Genomic DNA, 16,930 nt, shown 5'->3' on the forward strand with positions numbered 1-16,930 from the left:
CCGCCCGGCGGAATACCCGCCGGGCCCTGCGGCTGACGGATCCCTGCTTCAGCAGCCCGGCGCTGCCACCGCCGCCGGCACGGCGATCGCCGGCAGGCCATTCTGCTTCAGTGTCGCGTTGAACGCCGGCAGATCCTTGGTCACCACCGCCCGCCAATTATTGGCCGCCGTGCGGAGATCCTCGCAGGCCGCCGCATACCCCGCGCGCATGGGCGGATTCGGCGCCATGTCACCCGGTTCGAGCGTGGTCAGCACGCGGATCATCGCGCCGTTCACGACCCGGAAGTTCGGCGGCGCCGCGCCGCCGCCCCCACGGCCGAAGCCGAACCCACGCCCCCGCCCGCCCCCGGTGCCACCGCTCGCGCTGTCGAGCTTCGCCGCCAACGCCTTGGCCGCCGCCGTCACGGCCGCCGGCCCGCTCCCCGCCGCCAACTTTTCCACGGCGGCGTGCGTCGCGTTGGCCGCCTGGTAGCCGTCCCAGGCCGCGCGCGCGCCGTCGTATGCCTTCATCTCCAGCACGTGCTGCGCGCGCAGGTCCTCGAGCGTGGCCGGGGAGCGGGGATCGTTGGCGATGGACGCCGTCTGCGTGTAGCTCTTGCCGTCCACCGTGAGCTTGAACGTGTAGGTGCCCGGCAGGGCCAACGGCCCCTGCGGCGAAGCCGGCGTCAGCCCGGGATTCGCGTTGATCTCGAAGCTGTGCGAGAACGCCGGCGGATCGGCGTAGCGCAGATCCCAATGCACGCGATTCGTGCCCACGGCCGTCGGCAGCGGCCTCGGCGTGGCCAGCCAGAAGTTCGGTTCCGGCGGATGGGACGCCTCTTCCACCGGCGTGATCGGCGCGCTCGACAGGCGGCGCACGAGGTGGCCCGATGCATCCAGCACGTCCAGCGTCACGTCGCCGCGCGGCGGCGCTCCCAGGTAGTAGTACAGCAACACGCCGTTGGGCGCGTTGAGCGAATGCGGCACTTCCGGCGGGAATGGCGTGTCCTGGTTCACGTTGCGGCGCACGCGAATCGCGTTGCCCGGCTTGAACAGGTGCGCCGTTTCGGACGCCAGCCCCGGCCCGATCTGCCGCAGCGGCGAGATGTCGTCCAGAATCCAGATGCCGCGCCCATACGTGCCGATCACGAGATCGTTGCCCTTGATCGTCGCGTCGCGCACCGACGTCGTCGGCAGGTTCAGTCGCATCGACTGCCAATCGTCGCCGTCGTTGAACGACACGTACATCCCGCTCTCCGTGCCGGCGAACAGCAGGCCGGCCTTCTTCGTGTCGCTGCGCAGCACCCGCGCGAAACTCCCGGCCGGCTGCCCCGTGGGCAGCCCGTTCACGATCTTCGTCCACGTCTTGCCGTAGTCGCGCGTGCGGTACAGGTACGGCATGTAGTCGCCCGCCGCGTGCCCATCCACCGCCGCGTACGCCTCGCCGGCGTTCACGTGCGACGCGTCGATCGACGAGATGTCGGACCGCGACGAGTCCGGCAGATCGGAAATGCTCACGTCCTCCCACGTCTTGCCGTCGTCACGCGTGAGCTTGATCAACCCGTTGGTCGTCCCCGCCCAGATCACCCCCGCCGCTACCGTGGACGGCGAGATCGATTCGATCGAACCACCCACCGGACCACCCGCGCCCCCCCGGCCGCCACGCCCGCCGCGCCCCGCCGCGGCCTCCGGCGGCGGCGTCACGCCCTTGGGGTAGCCGAGGTCGGGACTCATCTTCGACCAGTGCGCGCCGCCGTCGGTCGTGGCCATCACGTACTGGAACCCGGCCATCAGCCGGTGCTGGTTCCACGGCGCCCACACGAGCGGATTGGTGGAACTGCTGCGCAGGTGCAGACTCGGATCCTGGCTCGGGCTGACGTTGATCGTCTGCTCGCTCGGATAGCTGATCCGCAGAATGCCCGATCCGCTGGCGAACACGAAGTTCGGATTCAGCGGATCGGCCACGATCGACCCCCACTCCCAACCGCCCACCGGATTCCAGTCGAGCGGCGTGATCTCGCCGAAGTTGCCGCGGCTGCGCACGCGGATCGCCCCCGCGTCCTGCTGCGGCGCGTAGATCCAGTACGGGTACGAATTGTCCACCGACAGGTGATAGACCTGCTCGGTGGACTGGTTGTACCACAGACTCCACGTGCGCCCGCCGTCGAGCGTGACGGTGGCGCCCTGGTCCATGCCGAGCAGCATCCGCTGGCCGTTCGTGGGATCGATCCACAACTGCTGTGGATCGTCGCCGCCCGGCGCGCCCTTGAACCCCGTGAAGGTATTGCCGCCGTCGCGCGATACGTAGCTGGACGTGTTGATCGTGTACACGACGTCCGGGTCCCCCGGATCGACGTACACGCCGCAGTTGTAGCCGCCCTGCCCGTTGCGGATGCGCGTATCCTCGGCATCCATCTGGCGCCAGGTCGTGCCGCCGTCGTCGGACCGGTAGAGCCCCGAATTCTGGATCAGGAACATGCGCTCGCCGTCGGTATGATTCGCCACCGCCACCGAGGTGCGCCCCGCCAGCTCGGGCAATCCGCCGCCTTTGATTTCGTGCCAGGTGAGTCCCTCATCCGTGGACTTGAACAGGTGCGTGCCGTTCTCACCGCCGAACGCGCCGCGCCCCATGGCGCCCGGCGCCACGTAGTGCAGATCGGTCGTCGCGAGGATCACACTCGGCTTGTCGTGGGCCCAGGCCAACTTCACCGCGCCCGTCTCGTCGTCCACGAACAGGGTCTTGGTCCACGTCTTGCCACCGTCGGTGGACCGGAACACCCCGCGCATGTCGCTCTTCTCGTGGATGTTGCCCTGCGCCGCGATCATCACGAGATCGGGGTTCGCCGGATCCACGAGGATCGACGGGATCTGCTTGGTGGCATCGAGCCCCAGATGCTGCCAGGTGTGGCCGGCGTCGGTGGACTTGTAGACGCCGTTGCCCTCGTTGATCGCGCCACCCGTGATGATATCGCCCGTGCCGACGTAGATCACGTTCGTGTCCGACGGCGCCACTTCGATCGCGCCTACCGACGACACGTCCTTCACCGAGTCGAAGATCGGCTCCCACGTGGTGCCCGCGTTGGTGGTCTTCCACACGCCGCCCGCCGGCAGGCCGGCATAGAACACCCCCGGTTCGCCGATCGCCCCCGTCACCGCCGCCACGCGTCCCCCACGCAGGGGACCGACGTTGCGCCAGACGAGGCCGGCCAGGAGATCGGGATGCACCGGCGACTTCGCGCCAGTGGTCATGAGCGCCGCCGCGGCAATGCCGACGGTGGACAGGAAGCGGGGCGACAGGACACGCTTGAGCATGAGAACGAGGCTCCGGCTGAGGATCAAGATGTCGTGAAGCTTAGAGTTCGGAACGGGCTCCGGACAGGGGGACGGTCCGGAGGGGACCCGCTAAGAATTTCCTAACACCCCCGGCGTCGGGCGGCGCCCCGCGCCGCCCTCGGTCGCGCCGGAGCGGGCGGCCCGAGACTTGTAATCCCGCTCCCCGCCGCCATCATTCGGATTCAGCATGCAAAATGCCCTGCTCAACTCCCTTCCCCCGGACGCGGTCAAGCTCGCACTCGCGCTCCTGCTCTCGCTGCTCATCGGCCTGCAGCGCGAGGAGCAGAAGCTCGAGGCCGGGCACTACCGCTTTGGCGGCGCGCGCACCTTTCCCCTCATCGGCCTCCTCGGCTACGCACTCGCCCTCGTCGGCGGCGACAACCTGGTCCTCGTGGCGGCCGGCCTCGTGGTCGTGGGCGGGCTCATGCTGCTCTCGTACCGCTACAAACTCTCCACCGACGGAAGCAACGCCGGCATCACCACCGAAATCTCCGCGCTCGGCACGTACGTGGTCGGGGCGCTGGTCGCGCACGATCACATCTGGGTGTCGTGCGCGCTGGCCGTGTTCAGCCTCCTGCTTCTCGACCTCAAGGGCGCGCTCGAGGGACTCGCCCGCAAGATCGCCCCCGACGAGATCGCCACCCTGGCCAAGTTCCTGCTGCTCACGGTGGTGCTGCTTCCCATCGTCCCCGATCAGGACTTCACGCAATTCCACCTGAATCCGTTCAGGACGTGGCTCGCCGTGGTCGCGGTGAGCGGTGTGTCGTACGGCAGCTACGTGCTCGAACGCCTGACGCGAGGCCGCGGTGGGCCATTGCTCTCCGCGATGCTCGGCGGCGCATACTCGTCCACCGTGACCACGGTCGTGCTGGCGCGCCGGGCGGCCTCCGAACACCGGCCGCACCTTTTTTCGGGAAGCATCGTGGCGGCGTCGGGTGTCATGTACGCGCGGCTCATCGTGCTGCTGGCGCTGTTCAGCGTGCCGCTGGCGGCACGGCTGGGCGGATCGTTCGCGCTGCTCGCCCTGGCCGGCACGCTGGGCGGCGCGTGGTGGAGCCGGCGGCCTGATGCCGCCGGCACGGCGCGGGCCGAGCCGCCGTCGGGACGCAACCCGCTCCAACTGCGCACGGCGTTGCTGTTCGGGGTCCTGTTCATGGGGCTCATCGTGATCACGCAGCTCGTGATGCAGCACCTGGGGCGCGGCGGCACTTACGCCCTGGCGGCCGTGATGGGCGTGACCGACGTGGATCCATTCGTCCTCGGCCTCACGCAGACCGTCGGCGGCGCGACCCCGCTCGACGTGGCGGCGGCGAGTATCGTCATCGCCGCCGCCAGCAACAACCTGGTCAAGGGCGTGTACGCGTGGAGCCTTGCCCGGCGGAAGACCGGGGCTTACAGCTTCGCAGGGCTGGGGCTGCTCGCCGCGGCCGGGCTGCTCCCGCTGTTCTGGATCTGACGCTTCCGGGCCGCGCTCCCCGCGGTCAGATCGATTCGTCGGCCGACGGACCGTACACGCCCGGCACGGGGACGTCGAGCAGCCGGTAGTACACCCCGAGTTGTGCCCGGTGATGGATGAGATGGCTCACGACCATCAGCCGCATGAGCGACCGCTTCGTATCGCGCACGATCACCTGGTCACCAGCGCTCATGACCCAGTCGTGCGACAGGTCGTCGGGGGTGGCTTTGGCCAGCGCGCGCTGGAACTCGGCCACGTTGGCGTCGAATCGGGCAACCAGCTCGCCGGCCGGCGCCGGTGATCCGGCCGGTCGGGCGGTCGCCATGTCCAGCCCTTCCGTGGCCAGGATCATCGTGCCCCGCGTCGGGATGCCGGCGATGTGCGATGCCAGCTGGAGGAGCGTGCGCGACTTCGCGTGCGGCCGCCACTCGTCGTGGTCGCTGGGAAAGCGCTCGAGCACGCGGCGCGTGGCGGCGAACTCCCGGGTGAAATCCTCGAACAGGGGCGATGGCTCCTTGGGGGCAGCGGGACTGGACGGTGACATGAGGGAGGACCGGTGAGGGGTGAGTGCTGGGCCCGACGCCTCCAGTGTCGCACCGTGACTTGATGATGTCAAGTAATAACTTGCAATTTGATTCCATGCCCCGTATACTGGCCGCCATGCGGTCCTACAATCAGTACTGTGGCCTGGCCAAAGCGCTCGACGTGGTGGGCGATCGTTGGATCTTGCTCGTCGTCCGCGAGCTGCTGGCGCACGATGGGGCGCGGTACACCGACCTGCGCGACGGGCTGCCGGGCATCGCGACCAACATGCTCGCCGGCCGGTTGCGCGACATGGAACGGGCGGGCCTCGTGATCCGGGAAGACGCCCCACCGCCAGTGGCCACCACCCTGTTCCGGCTCACCCCCCGCGGGCGCCAACTCGAGCCCGTGATCCGCGCCCTCGGCGCGTGGGCTGGCCCGCTGATGGAGGAGTGGACCCCCGGCCAGGAATTCCGCAGCCGGTGGCTGGCGCTGCCGGTGGAGTTGTACCTCACCGACGGGGCGCCGGACGCACCACCGGTGGCGCTGCAGCTCCGGACCGGCGAGGAACCGATGGTGGTGGAGGTGGCCGGGGGCACGGTCCGGGCGCGGCCCGGCACCGCCGCCCATGCCGCGGCGGAACTCGCCGGCCCCCCACACGTGGTCATGGGCCTGTTGGCGGGCCGCCTCTCGCTGGCGGCGGCTCGCGCCAAAGGGCTGCACTTCCGCGGCGCGCTCAGGGCCGTGCGGCGCTTGCGGCCCAGGTCCTAACGCGCATCCGGATCACGGCCCACCCGGCGCCCGGTCCGTCACCCCGCCCCGGGCCCGAGTTTCCGTCGAACGAACGGGCGCACGAACGCCGCTGGCGGGTTGTGCGCGGTCGCCAGGCCATATGCTTTCTTATATAGCTCGTCGGCCCTCGCCTGCTGGCCCATCTTCTCGTAGGTCATGCCGAGCAGGCAGGTCATGAACGGATCGTTCTGGTTTCCGCGCATGGCCAGCATCTTGCCGAACTCGGCCTCCGCGGTCGCGAGGTCGCCGGTATAGAGCGCCACGTACCCCACCAGATACGGGAAGAATCGCTCCTGCTGAGCCGCCATGGCCGAGTCGCCGTCCAGCGCCCGGCGCGCGGCGGCGATCTGCCGCTCGGCTTCCGCCTTGTCGCCGCGGCGCGCGGCGATGCGCGCCAAGGCATGGGCCAGCCGGAAGTCCCACAGGCTCGCGGGATGCGTGCGGGGCTGCGGTTCCATGGTGCCCAACTCGTATCCCTTCCGGTACCACTGCTCGGCCGCGTTCAGATCGCCCGCGTCGATGCACACCCGCGCGCCCTCGTCGGCCATCTCGCCTTCCTGATAGAACGCGTTCTGCGGCTCCGCCTGCTCGCGGCTCTTCCAGTAGTCGATCACCATCTGCTCATACTTGAGCGTGTTGGCGCAGTCCGCGTCGAATGCATGGGACATGGCCATGGCGCGCTGCGCATTGGCCTTCGCTGCCGGATCGGCGGCGGAGTCGATGATCGCCTGGAAGATCACGCGCGCCTGTGCGGTCTTCCCCTCCACGTCGAGTTGCGACGCCTCGGCCATGGGGCCGGAGCCGCGGCCCCCGCCGCGCTGGGCGGCCACGGACGGTGCGGAGAAGATCGAGGCGCCGGTCAGCGCGGCGGCCGCAACGAGACGGCGGCCAATGGGCAGGTTCGTCATGTTCGTCTCCCTTGTTCAGCGTACGTCCCGGGCCTGTTGCGCGTCTGTCGCTCGCCTTCCGTCACCATCGTTCGGGGTGCGACGCGGCGGACGCGCGTTCCCCGCCAATGCGGCGCGGTCGCCATCAGCCTCCTGGGTGGTACTCGCGCTCGGTGTGTCCCTTGAGCTGCGACTTGTAGAAGTACACGACGCGCAGGTTCCCGGTGGCGTAGCGCTCGGCCTCGTCGTCGAAGTGCGGCGAATGAACGTCGCCGCTCTCGCCGCCCGCCGTCACGGCGCGGGCCCGGACGCTGTCGCCGAACTCCACCACCGCCACGAAGCTGTTGCCGCTCGTGCCGTACCACTTCTTGGTATTCGAGTAGGCGTGCGCCCCGAACGAGGCCAGGGAGCCCCACACCGACGACGTGAACGGCACGGGGATGCTCGGCTCGGCGTCGTCGAAGTGCGGGTCGATGTCGTCGTTGATGCGCTGGAAGCGGTTGATGTCGCCCCAGGGCGTCTGCCAGTTGCCGAAATCGGCGGTGAGCGTGTCGGAGGCCGCGGCCAACGACGCGAGCAGTTCGTGCGGGCTGGCCCGCTGGGCCACGTAGTCCTCGGCCGACATCCCGGCCGCCCGCGCCTCGCGCCCCACGCGCCGCATCACGTCGGTGCCCCAGAACACGGCGAGCGACGTCGGGACGGAGTTGATCCCCCATCGATAGTCCCAGGCGCGAAGCAGCGTCATCTGCTTCGTCAGCCGCGCCTTGAGCGGATCGCCCGCCGGGGTCGCGTCATACGCTTTGACCAGCGGCGGAATCATGGTCGCGAACGCCGGCAGATAGCTGTCGAACGCCGCCGCCGTCAGCGACGACATGGTAAAATCCTTATGGCCGGGCAGCACGCGCAGGGCGTGGTAGCCGCGAGGGCTCTCCTCCGTGCCCGTCTCCACGTACCTGGGATAGTCACGCCGCTTGGGGCTGCTCGGCCCCGCCGCCGACCACGGCCAGTTGTTCGAATTGTACAACCAGCCGGTGGCCGGATTGAGCAGGCCCGGCGTCTGGTCGATCGTCAGCAGGCCGTGATAGTCGGTGGCCGGATTGCTGCCGTCCACCGGCTTGGTCCAATCGAAGCTCGTATCACGCCGCGGGATGTAGTTCGAATGGAAGTACGCGATGTTGCCCTCGGCGTCCGCGAAGATCGTGTTGTTGGAGGAGTTGGTGTGCAGGTGCATGATGTTCCGGAACGCCGCGTAATCCTTGGCCTTGGTGCGCGTGTACGACTGGATGAGCGCGTTCACCGGGCTCTGCATCAGGCTGATGCTCACCCAGCGGTCCCCGTCCTGGCGAATGACCGGACCGTGCTGCGTGTAATAGGCGGTGAACGTCCGGCTGGCCATCCCGCTGGCCGTCTTGTACGGCACGGTGATCTGCGTGGAGACCACGGGGAGTTCACGGTCGCCGTGCTTGTAGACGTAGCCGTCCCCCCGCTTGGTGACCGTCTCCAGGAATTCGTCGATGTTGTCCACGCCGCTCGAGGTGTGCATCCACCCGGCGGTCGGATTGAACCCCTGATAGATGAAGAACTGACCCCACGTGACCGCGCCGTACGCGTCCAGTCCCTCGTCGCTCACCATCTGCAGCTCCGAGCGGAAATAGAACGACGTGTGCGGGTTGATCCACAGCAGCGCGTGGTGGTCGAGCGTGTTCTTGGGCGCAATGGCGATGCCGTTGGAACCCGACGGCTCGGGCGGCGGCCCGTCGCCCTCCGCTCCCCGCCCACGTCCCGCCGGCAGCGGCACGCCGCCATAGAAGTTCGCCAGCCCGGCGAGGTTCACACGCTCGATGTCGCCGCCGATGCTGCCTTCGGTGAAGCTGAGCGCCATCCACGGCTCGAAATGCGTGATCACCCGAGGCTTCACCTGCGGATGCGTATACAGATAGTAGTTGAGCCCGTCGGCGAACGCGTCCATGAGCGACCGCAGCCAGGCCGGGCTCTCGCCGTACATCTTCCGCAACGAATCGGGATTGATGAACAGCTTCATGCGAAGGTCGCGCCAGACCTGTGACTCGCCCTCCGCCTCCGCCAGCCGCCCCATCGCGTCGAGGTAGTTGGTCTCCACTCGGTTGAAGTCGTCCTCGGCCTGTGCGTATTCCATGCCGAATACAGCGTCGGCATCGGTATGGCCGTACACGTGGGCAATGCCCCAGTCGTCGCGAATGATCGTCACGCGCTGGGCTTCCTGCTGCCAGCGTGCGACCTCCTGGGCAGACTGGGCGCGCGCGGCGCGGGGCGCCAAACTGGCGGCTGCCGCGGCACAGAGCACGAGGAACTTCTTCATCGGGGCTCGCTGGAAAGGTCCAAGGGTGGGTGAGACGTCCGCCGGCAAACATGCCTGCCGAACCGGGAACGGTCCAGTCAGCCGCTCGGATGGCCGCCGTGCCGGGGCGCGTGGCCACCACGCCGTGGTGCGCCACGACGCCGAGGACGCGCGATATCAAGCCAAGGGAAAGCGTCGGAATTCCCTGGCCATGCCCGAGAGCTGAACGTTCCTGCCAACTGAGACTTCCGCCGACTGGGTCAGTCGGGCATAGTTATCCAGACAAACGTTCCTGGAGGTTCCATGCCTGCAGTCCCGCCGCCGTCCGGCCCGGCGCCATCCGCCGGGCCACCCCTTCCTGACGAACGCGCGCTCGAGCGGGTGTTCCGCTCGCATTTTTCGGCCCTCATCGCAGAGGCCAAGAAACATCTCAAGGACTCCCCAGCGGCCGCGCCCCATGTGGTCGAAGGGCTCTTTCTCGGCGCTTGGGCTGGACGCGAGGAGTTCAAGACCGCCCAACAGCTCGAAGACTTCCTGCACGGCGAGGTGGCCCACGCGGCCGCGCGCGAATTGAGCCGCCGGGCCAGCGCCCATCACTTTGGCGGCTCGGGATCGCACGGCGGCGGCCACGCCGAGAAGGCGGCCAGCGTCGACGAGTCGTGGCAGCGTATTCACCGCACACTCCACCCCGATTCAAAAGCGGCCGCCGGCGCCATCGCCGCACATTCCAGACGGGATGCCGCCAGCCACGTGGCCGGCCTCGCCAAGCGTCGCTCGTACGTAGTGCCGATCACGATCGGCGTGATCGCGATCGCCGCTGCAAGTGGGGCGGCATGGTGGCTCAACCGGGCAGGGCGCGAGGGCGCCATCGTCGCCTCCCTCAACTCGCCCGGTGCACGCCCCCACCAGACGGGGCCCGGCCAGTTCGCCATCGTCAATCTGGACGACGGCTCCAAGATCATGCTCGCCCCGCAGTCCAAGCTCGTCGTGCCCGAGCACTTCGGGAACGACCTTCGGGTCGTGAGCCTTCAGGGCGCGGCAACGATCGACGTCGCCCCCGGGATGTCGGCCCCATTCGAGTTGCGGGCCGACAACGCGGTGATCGACGTGCCCGGCACCAGCTTCGTGGTGCGCGCCGATACGTCCGATACAGCCATGGTCGTGTTCGTGAAGAACGGCAGCGCCACCGTACGCGTGGGTCAAGACACGAAGGACCTGCATCCCATCGCGTCCGGCGCCGCGCTGCGCATCACCGCGGGCGGCCAGGTGGCCGCGCCCACCCCCGACCAGCTCGCCGAGGCCACGTCGTGGACCGACAGCACGGTGACCATCGCGCACGAGTCGCTGGAACAGGCGCTGGCCGAATTGCGTCGCTGGTACGGCACGCACATCGTGGTGCTCGACAGCTCTCTGCTCACGCGCGACATCTCCATCCAGGCGCCGACCACCTCGTCCATGGCGGCCATCAACGCGATCGAGAAGAGCGGGAACGTCAAGTTCGAATACGAAGGGGAAACGATGGTGTTCCGGGACGCGACGCCCGCGCCCACGCCCAAGAAGCCGAAAAAGAAATAGGCGTCGTGTCCCGTTGAGGGCGAGGGGGAGGGGAGCGGGGGTTACCCTCCGCTCCCCTTCGTCAGCAGGCGAGCGAGCTTCACGAAACTGCCGCCCCAGCCTTCCTCCATCCTCATCTTGCGGAACGCGCGGGCGTCGGCGGCCGAGACGAAGCGCGTGCTGATCGTGAGGCGCGTCTTCCCCGCCAACTCCTCGAAGATCACGGTGACCACGCTGTCGTCCACCGGCGTGCCCTTCGGCATCCCGCGCAACTCGTTGAGGGTATCGGTCCACGCTTCGGGCTGCCCCGACAGGTCCGTCGTGTACACGATGCGCTCCGGGTTCACGCCTGCCACACCAGGCGGCGCGGCGCGTCGAACTCGCGCGTGATGACCACGTCCCGGTCGGACGCCGCCTGATCGGCGCGATTTCCACTACTTCTTTCTGCCATGCGAAGCCTCCTTGGACTTGGCGCTCTGCAGATAGTCGTCCAGCCGGTCGAGGCGCCGCTCCCACAGCCGGCGGTACTGGCCCACCCAGTTGGCCACGTCGCGCAGCGGCGCGGCGTCGAGACGGCAAGGCCGCCACTGGGCCTCCCGCCCGCGCGTGATGAGCCCAGCGCGTTCCAGCACCTTGAGGTGTTTGGAGACCGCCGGCAGGCTCATCTCGAATGGACCAGCCAACTCGGTGACCGTGGCCTCGCCTCTGGACAGCCGCGACAGGATGGCCCGCCGCGTGGGATCGGCGAGTGCGGCAAGCGTGGCGCTCAGGTTGTCGACGGCGGTGACCATTCTGGTGAACCATCCAGTTAAATAACTTATAGGTTAAATACAACCGGATTCCCACCCTGTCAAGGCGCCGTTGGGCGGCCGTGGGGACCCCATCGACCGCCTGGACGGGGACGCCCTGCCGGACGGCTCGGCGGGACGCCGGAGGATCGACAACGCCACCGGCGGCTGATATTCTGTCCGCCGGCGGATCAACGACGGAGGCGGTCATGAGCGGGGTACGGGTGCTCGTCGGTACAAGAAAGGGTGCGTTCATTCTGACGTCCGACGGCAAGCGCAAGAACTGGAAGGTCGACGGCCCGCACTTCGCGGGGTGGGAGATGTACCACCTCAAGGGATCGCCGGTGAATCCCGACCGCATCTACGCCTCGCAGTCCAGCAGCTGGTTCGGCCAGCAGATCCAGCGCTCCGACGACGGCGGCAAGACGTGGGACGCGGTGGACAACAAGTTCGTGTACGACGGCATCACCGGCACGCACCAGTGGTACGACGGCACGGCGCACCCGTGGGAATTCAAGCGCGTCTGGCACCTCGAGCCCTCGCTCGCCGATCCCGAGACCGTGTACGCCGGCGTCGAGGATGCGGCGATGTTCCGCTCCACCGACGGCGGCAAGTCATGGCGCGAACTGTCGGCCCTGCGCGGCCACGGCACCGGACCCAAGTGGCAGCCCGGCGCGGGGGGCATGTGCCTGCACACGATCCTCATCGATCCCACCAATCCGCGGCGCATCTTCATCGCCATCTCCGCGGCCGGCGCCTTCCGCACGGACGACGGCGGCGAGACCTGGAAGCCCATCAACCAGGGGCTGCGTTCCACCTACATCCCCGATCCCACCGCCGAGGTGGGGCACTGCGTGCACCGCATCGCGCTGCACGGGTCGCGGCCCAACACGCTGTTCATGCAGAAGCACTGGGACGTGATGCGCAGCGACGACGCCGGCGAGTCGTGGCGCGAGGTGAGCGGCAACCTGCCTACCGACTTCGGGTTCGTGGTCGACGTCCACGCGCACGAGCCGGAAACCGTGTACGTGCTCCCCATCAAGAGCGACGGCGAGCACTTCGTGCCCGAGGGCAAGCTGCGCGTGTACCGCAGCCGCACGGGCGGCAACGAGTGGGAGCCGCTCACCAAGGGGCTGCCGCAGGAGAACTGCTACGTGAACGTGCTGCGCGACGCGATGGCGGTGGACCGCCTGGACGAATGCGGCGTGTACTTCGGCACCACGGGCGGGCAGGTGTACGCATCGGCCGACGCCGGCGACAGCTGGAATGCGATCGTCCGCGATCTGCCGGCGGTGCTGTCGGTGGAGGTGCAGACGCTCTCATGATCCGCGTGGTGTTGCCGGCGCCGCTCTACCGCCTGGCCCAACTGCCGGGCGGAGAGCTGGCGTTCGATGTCGCGGGCCCGGCCACGCAGCGGTCGGTGCTCGACGCGGTGGAGCTGCGCTATCCGGTGCTGCGCGGCGCCATCCGCGATCACGTCACGCAGCAGCGCCGGCCGTTCGTGCGCTTCTTTGCCTGCGAACAGGATCTGTCGCACGAGTCGCCCGACGCGCCGCTGCCCAACGCCGTGGCCGAGGGGCGGGAGCCGTATCTCGTGGTGGGGGCGATCGCGGGCGGGTAGGCCCGCCGGCAGATCGCCCTTGACACCTAGGTGTACTATGTCACATAGTACACAGTGCTTCCGTTCAGCGTCACCCTCAAGCCGGGCGAATCGCCCTACCGCCAGACCGTCTACGCGGCCACGCGGGCGATCGTCGCCGGCGAACTCGCGCCCGGCAGTGCCTTCCCCTCCGTTCGCGAGTTGAGCCAGGCGCTGAAGGTCAATCCCAACACGGCGCAGAAGGTGATCGCCGAGTTGGTGCGCGATGGGCTGCTGGAGGTTCGCCCGGGTATCGGGACCGTGGTCACCACGGGACGGCGCGCGTCAGCCGCGGAGCGACGGGCGTTGCTCGCCCATCCGGTGGAGCAGCTGGCCGTCGAGGCCAGGCGACTGGGGCTCACCCGAGACGAACTGCTCGAGGCGCTCGGCAAGCGATGGAGCGACCTCTTTGGAGGCGACGGCGATGGCGCACGCTGAACGTCGAACCACCGGAAGGACCCGCACCGGAGTGATGCCATGCCAATGATCGAAGTCACAGGGGTGTCCTACGACTACGGGCGCGTCCGAGCGCTGGACGGCCTCGACCTCGGCGTTCCCGAAGGGGCGTTGTACGCCCTGGTCGGCCCCAACGGCGCCGGCAAGACGACGCTGATGCAACTCCTCATGGGACTGCGCCGACCGCAGGCCGGGCGCGCCATGGTGGACGGCCTTGACACCATGGTATTCGCCGCCCGCGATCGCGCGCGCATCACGTACGTCGCCGAGGGACAGCAGCTGCCGGAGTGGATGCGGCTCGACCAGCTCGACGCATATCTGGCGCCGCTCTATCCGACTTGGGACGCGGCGCTCGCGGCCGAGCTGGCAGCGCGGTTCCGGCTCGATCCGACCCGGCCGATCCGGACCTTCTCGCGCGGGCAGCGCATGAAGGCGGCGCTGCGCTGCGCGCTCGCGCCCCGCCCGAAGGTCGTGCTCATGGACGAACCGTTCTCCGGCATGGACGCGCTGGTGAAGGACGAGCTGGTGGGCGGGCTGCTCGAATCGGCGCGGTCGGAAGGATGGACGATCCTCCTCTCGTCGCACGACATCAGCGAACTGGAAATGCTCGCCGACTGGGCGGGGTTCATGGCCGAGGGCCGCATGCTGTTCTCGGAATCGATGGAGTCGCTGCTCACACGCATGAAGCGCGTCGATGTGGTGGGGGCCACCACTGCGCCGTCGGGCGGCGCACTGCCCCGGGAGTGGACGTCGGTGGAGCGGGCCGGCGGCCACGTGACGTTCATGGTGACGCAGGGCGGCGACGGACTCGAGGCGCGGGCGCTGGCGCCGCTCTTCCCCGGCGCCACGCGCATCGACGTGCGGCGCCCCACGCTGCGCGAGGTGTTCATCGCACTGGCAAAGGAAACGGCCGCGACCGGCCGCACGGAAGTGACCATATGAACTGGCCGCAGCAGGTGTGGCACCTGCTCTCCAAGGACATCCGGCAGGCGCGCGGGTATCTCGCGGCCTGGGCCGCGGCCACCGTCCTTGCTGGAATCGTCGGGATGGGACCCATCGTGCCGTCGTTCGCGACGCTCGACGTGCTCGCGGGTGTCGTCTTCGTACTCGGCGTACTCGCCCTAGCCGGAATCGTGCAGAGCGACTCGCCCACGAGAGTGGGGAGTTACTGGTCGACGCTCCCGCTATCGCCGACGGCCGTCTTGGCGGCCAAGCTGCTCCTGACCCTTGCGATCGTGCTTCTCCCGACGATCGTCGCGTTCCTCGTGTTCGGAAGCCTCGGGGTTCCGGCAGGTGCGGCGGCGGCGCCGATCCTGCTGGCGGCGGCGGGCTGCGGGCTCTTCCTCCTGGCGCTGTTCGTGATTGCCGCACTGACCACTGGGCTGCGGGATTTCTTCCTGGTCATCCTGCTCATTCCTGTCGCCGTGCTGCTGCTTCCCCAGGCGTTCGAGTGGATGACACACGTCCAACTCGACCCCGACCAGATGGCCCCCGGCGTGCCAGTTACGGTCGCGCTGCTCGCTGGAGCGGGCGTGCTCCTGCTGCTCGCCGACGTCTATCGGCGGCGCGATCTGCGCCGGGCGATCTGGCTGCCTGGGCTCTACCTTGCGTCGACAGCGATGGTTGCACCGTTCATGCACTCCACCGGGATGATCGCAGGGCCGCCGATGCCGCCCCACCCTGTTCTCCAATTCCACATGGCGCCGGACACCACCGCGGGTTCCCTCACGCCGTACCGCGCGAACATGTCGGTTTCGGTCGACGGCGCTCCGGCGGATCTCCGCGTGCAACTCATGGCCGAAGCCTCGGTGCTCCATCTGCGCGACGGCCGCACCATCCAGATGGGCCGACGCCCGCAGCTGATAACGGCGCACCGCGCCACCATCGCGGCGTTCGAAGGACTGCAGTGGCCGTACGCCAGCCCGGAACACGACGCGATCTTCGCGCTCGCGCCCGACCCACGGGCACCGGCACCTCAGCCAGGCGCGGTCGCGAGCGTCGAGGTGTTCGCCGAGGTCCGCCTGGCGCGGCTGGTACCGCTCGGCGCGATCGCGCTCGCGCCTGGGGGCACCTTCCGGGCGGCCGGCGGCCGGGTGCGCCTCATGGGGTTCTCCCACAGGAACGGCTCCGTCCTCGTCACGACGCGCGTGCTGACGGCGAATGGCAGCCCGGAATTCGATCTCGACACACCGTTCAACATCTACGGCGATTTGAATCTGTCGCTCATCAATGAGAGTCGGCATGAGGCGATGGCGCTGTCCCCGGCGGGCTTTTTCGGTGGTGACGTCTGGCTCGTGATGCCGGGGGTCCGGGGGCGCGATTACGACGTCAAGTTCGCCACGAAACAGGCCGACTTCGGCGGATCTGCGCCGACCCCGAACGATGAATGGTATGCCGGAGCAGACGTACAACTCGCCACGTGGGTCCCACAGCCGGGCTACTACCAGGTCCACCTCATATACACTTCCCCAACCGACAAGCACGCTGCAACTTCCCGGGGTGTCCACTGACCTGACCGACCATCGATCGCGGCGCGCCCTCGCCACCGCCCTGCGCGCCGCACTCGCGGCCGCATGCACGCTCGCCGCGGGCGGGGCGCTTGCCCCCGCGCCCGCCGCCGCGCAACTGGCCCCCACCCACATCCGCACCCGCTGGGCGGCGGACGTCAGCCCCACGCACCCCTGGCCCGAGTATCCGCGCCCGCAGCTCGTGCGCCGCGCGTGGACCAACCTCAACGGCCCCTGGCAATACGCCATCACCGACAGCGATGCCCCGCAACCGGCGCGTTGGGACGGGAAGATTCTCGTCCCCTTTCCGGTGCAGTCGCAGCTGAGCGGTGTGGAACGCCCGGTCACCGACTCGCAGGCGCTCTGGTACCACCGCACGTTCCTCGCGCCCGCCCTGCCGCGCGGCGGACATCTGCTGCTCCACTTCGGCGCCGTGGACTGGGAGGCCACGGTGTGGGTGAACGGCACCCGGATGGGCGAACACCGCGGCGGCTACGATCCCTTTACATTAGATATTACTGATGCCCTGCGCGGCACCGGCCCGCAGACCCTCGTCGTGCGCGTCTGGGACCCCACCGACCGCGGCGAGCAGCCCCGCGGCAAGCAGGTGCTCCGTCCGCACAGCATCTGGTACAGCGCCGTCACCGGCATCTGGCAGACGGTGTGGCTCGAGCCGGTGCCCGCCGCGTACATCACGCGC

At 68.7% G+C, this 16,930-nt stretch carries 15 protein-coding genes; 9 read left to right on the forward strand and 6 right to left on the reverse strand.

From position 1 onward, the window contains the following. Positions 1–48 precede the first annotated feature (48 nt). On the reverse strand, positions 49–3,291 hold the full coding sequence (locus tag VNF92_02095; protein HVA56654.1) for an exo-alpha-sialidase: 3,243 nt from the start codon (positions 3,289–3,291) through the stop codon (positions 49–51). 208 nt (positions 3,292–3,499) lie between these two features. Here VNF92_02095 and VNF92_02100 point away from each other — a divergent pair, with 208 nt between their 5' ends. After that, positions 3,500–4,768 (forward strand): MgtC/SapB family protein, encoded by a 1,269-nt coding sequence (locus tag VNF92_02100; GenBank protein HVA56655.1) that lies wholly within the window; start codon positions 3,500–3,502, stop codon positions 4,766–4,768. Between the two features lie 25 nt (positions 4,769–4,793). Here VNF92_02100 and VNF92_02105 read toward each other — a convergent pair whose 3' ends face one another. After that, positions 4,794–5,312, reverse strand: a complete 519-nt coding sequence (locus VNF92_02105; GenBank protein ID HVA56656.1) for a DinB family protein — start codon at positions 5,310–5,312, stop codon at positions 4,794–4,796. 95 nt (positions 5,313–5,407) lie between these two features. Between VNF92_02105 and VNF92_02110 the strand changes: the two genes are divergently transcribed. Further along, on the forward strand, positions 5,408–6,061 hold the full coding sequence (locus tag VNF92_02110) for a helix-turn-helix domain-containing protein (GenBank protein ID HVA56657.1): 654 nt from the start codon (positions 5,408–5,410) through the stop codon (positions 6,059–6,061). 38 nt (positions 6,062–6,099) lie between these two features. On the opposite strand, the gene VNF92_02115 is transcribed toward VNF92_02110, so the two are convergent. Together VNF92_02115 and VNF92_02120 are read right to left on the reverse strand one after the other, a co-directional pair. After that, positions 6,100–6,990 (reverse strand): hypothetical protein, encoded by an 891-nt coding sequence (locus VNF92_02115; protein HVA56658.1) that lies wholly within the window; start codon positions 6,988–6,990, stop codon positions 6,100–6,102. Positions 6,991–7,114: 124 nt separating this feature from the next. Next, the gene (locus VNF92_02120) at positions 7,115–9,307 is read right to left on the reverse strand and encodes a penicillin acylase family protein (protein ID HVA56659.1); all 2,193 of its coding nucleotides are present in this window, start codon (positions 9,305–9,307) and stop codon (positions 7,115–7,117) included. A gap of 282 nt (positions 9,308–9,589) precedes the next feature. Here VNF92_02120 and VNF92_02125 point away from each other — a divergent pair, with 282 nt between their 5' ends. Further along, positions 9,590–10,861, forward strand: a complete 1,272-nt coding sequence (locus VNF92_02125) for a FecR domain-containing protein (protein ID HVA56660.1) — start codon at positions 9,590–9,592, stop codon at positions 10,859–10,861. A gap of 41 nt (positions 10,862–10,902) precedes the next feature. Here the strand turns inward: VNF92_02125 and VNF92_02130 are convergent, their stop codons facing one another. Together VNF92_02130 and VNF92_02135 are read right to left on the reverse strand one after the other, a co-directional pair. Continuing rightward, positions 10,903–11,187 (reverse strand): SRPBCC domain-containing protein, encoded by a 285-nt coding sequence (locus tag VNF92_02130; GenBank protein HVA56661.1) that lies wholly within the window; start codon positions 11,185–11,187, stop codon positions 10,903–10,905. An 87-nt stretch (positions 11,188–11,274) separates the two neighbouring features. Then, a complete protein-coding gene (locus VNF92_02135; protein HVA56662.1) occupies positions 11,275–11,631 on the reverse strand; it encodes a metalloregulator ArsR/SmtB family transcription factor in 357 nt (118 codons plus the stop codon). A gap of 206 nt (positions 11,632–11,837) precedes the next feature. Here VNF92_02135 and VNF92_02140 point away from each other — a divergent pair, with 206 nt between their 5' ends. From VNF92_02140 to VNF92_02165, 6 genes are all read left to right on the forward strand, one after another. Then, the gene (locus VNF92_02140) at positions 11,838–12,953 is read left to right on the forward strand and encodes a sialidase family protein (protein HVA56663.1); all 1,116 of its coding nucleotides are present in this window, start codon (positions 11,838–11,840) and stop codon (positions 12,951–12,953) included. Continuing rightward, on the forward strand, positions 12,950–13,249 hold the full coding sequence (locus tag VNF92_02145) for a MoaD/ThiS family protein (protein HVA56664.1): 300 nt from the start codon (positions 12,950–12,952) through the stop codon (positions 13,247–13,249). The genes VNF92_02140 and VNF92_02145 overlap by 4 nt, the downstream gene beginning before the upstream one ends. Positions 13,250–13,303: 54 nt before the next feature. Next, positions 13,304–13,705: a GntR family transcriptional regulator gene (locus VNF92_02150; protein ID HVA56665.1), complete on the forward strand. Its 402-nt coding sequence runs from the start codon at positions 13,304–13,306 to the stop codon at positions 13,703–13,705. Positions 13,706–13,744: 39 nt separating this feature from the next. Beyond that, the gene (locus VNF92_02155) at positions 13,745–14,665 is read left to right on the forward strand and encodes an ABC transporter ATP-binding protein (protein HVA56666.1); all 921 of its coding nucleotides are present in this window, start codon (positions 13,745–13,747) and stop codon (positions 14,663–14,665) included. Then, positions 14,662–16,233, forward strand: a complete 1,572-nt coding sequence (locus tag VNF92_02160; GenBank protein ID HVA56667.1) for a hypothetical protein — start codon at positions 14,662–14,664, stop codon at positions 16,231–16,233. The genes VNF92_02155 and VNF92_02160 overlap by 4 nt, the downstream gene beginning before the upstream one ends. After that, the coding region (locus VNF92_02165) for a hypothetical protein (protein ID HVA56668.1) at positions 16,223–16,930 on the forward strand (708 nt) is incomplete at its 3' end. The genes VNF92_02160 and VNF92_02165, both read left to right, overlap by 11 nt.

Source organism: Gemmatimonadaceae bacterium, assembly GCA_035533015.1.
Classification (GTDB): Bacteria; Gemmatimonadota; Gemmatimonadetes; order Gemmatimonadales; family Gemmatimonadaceae; genus JAGWRI01.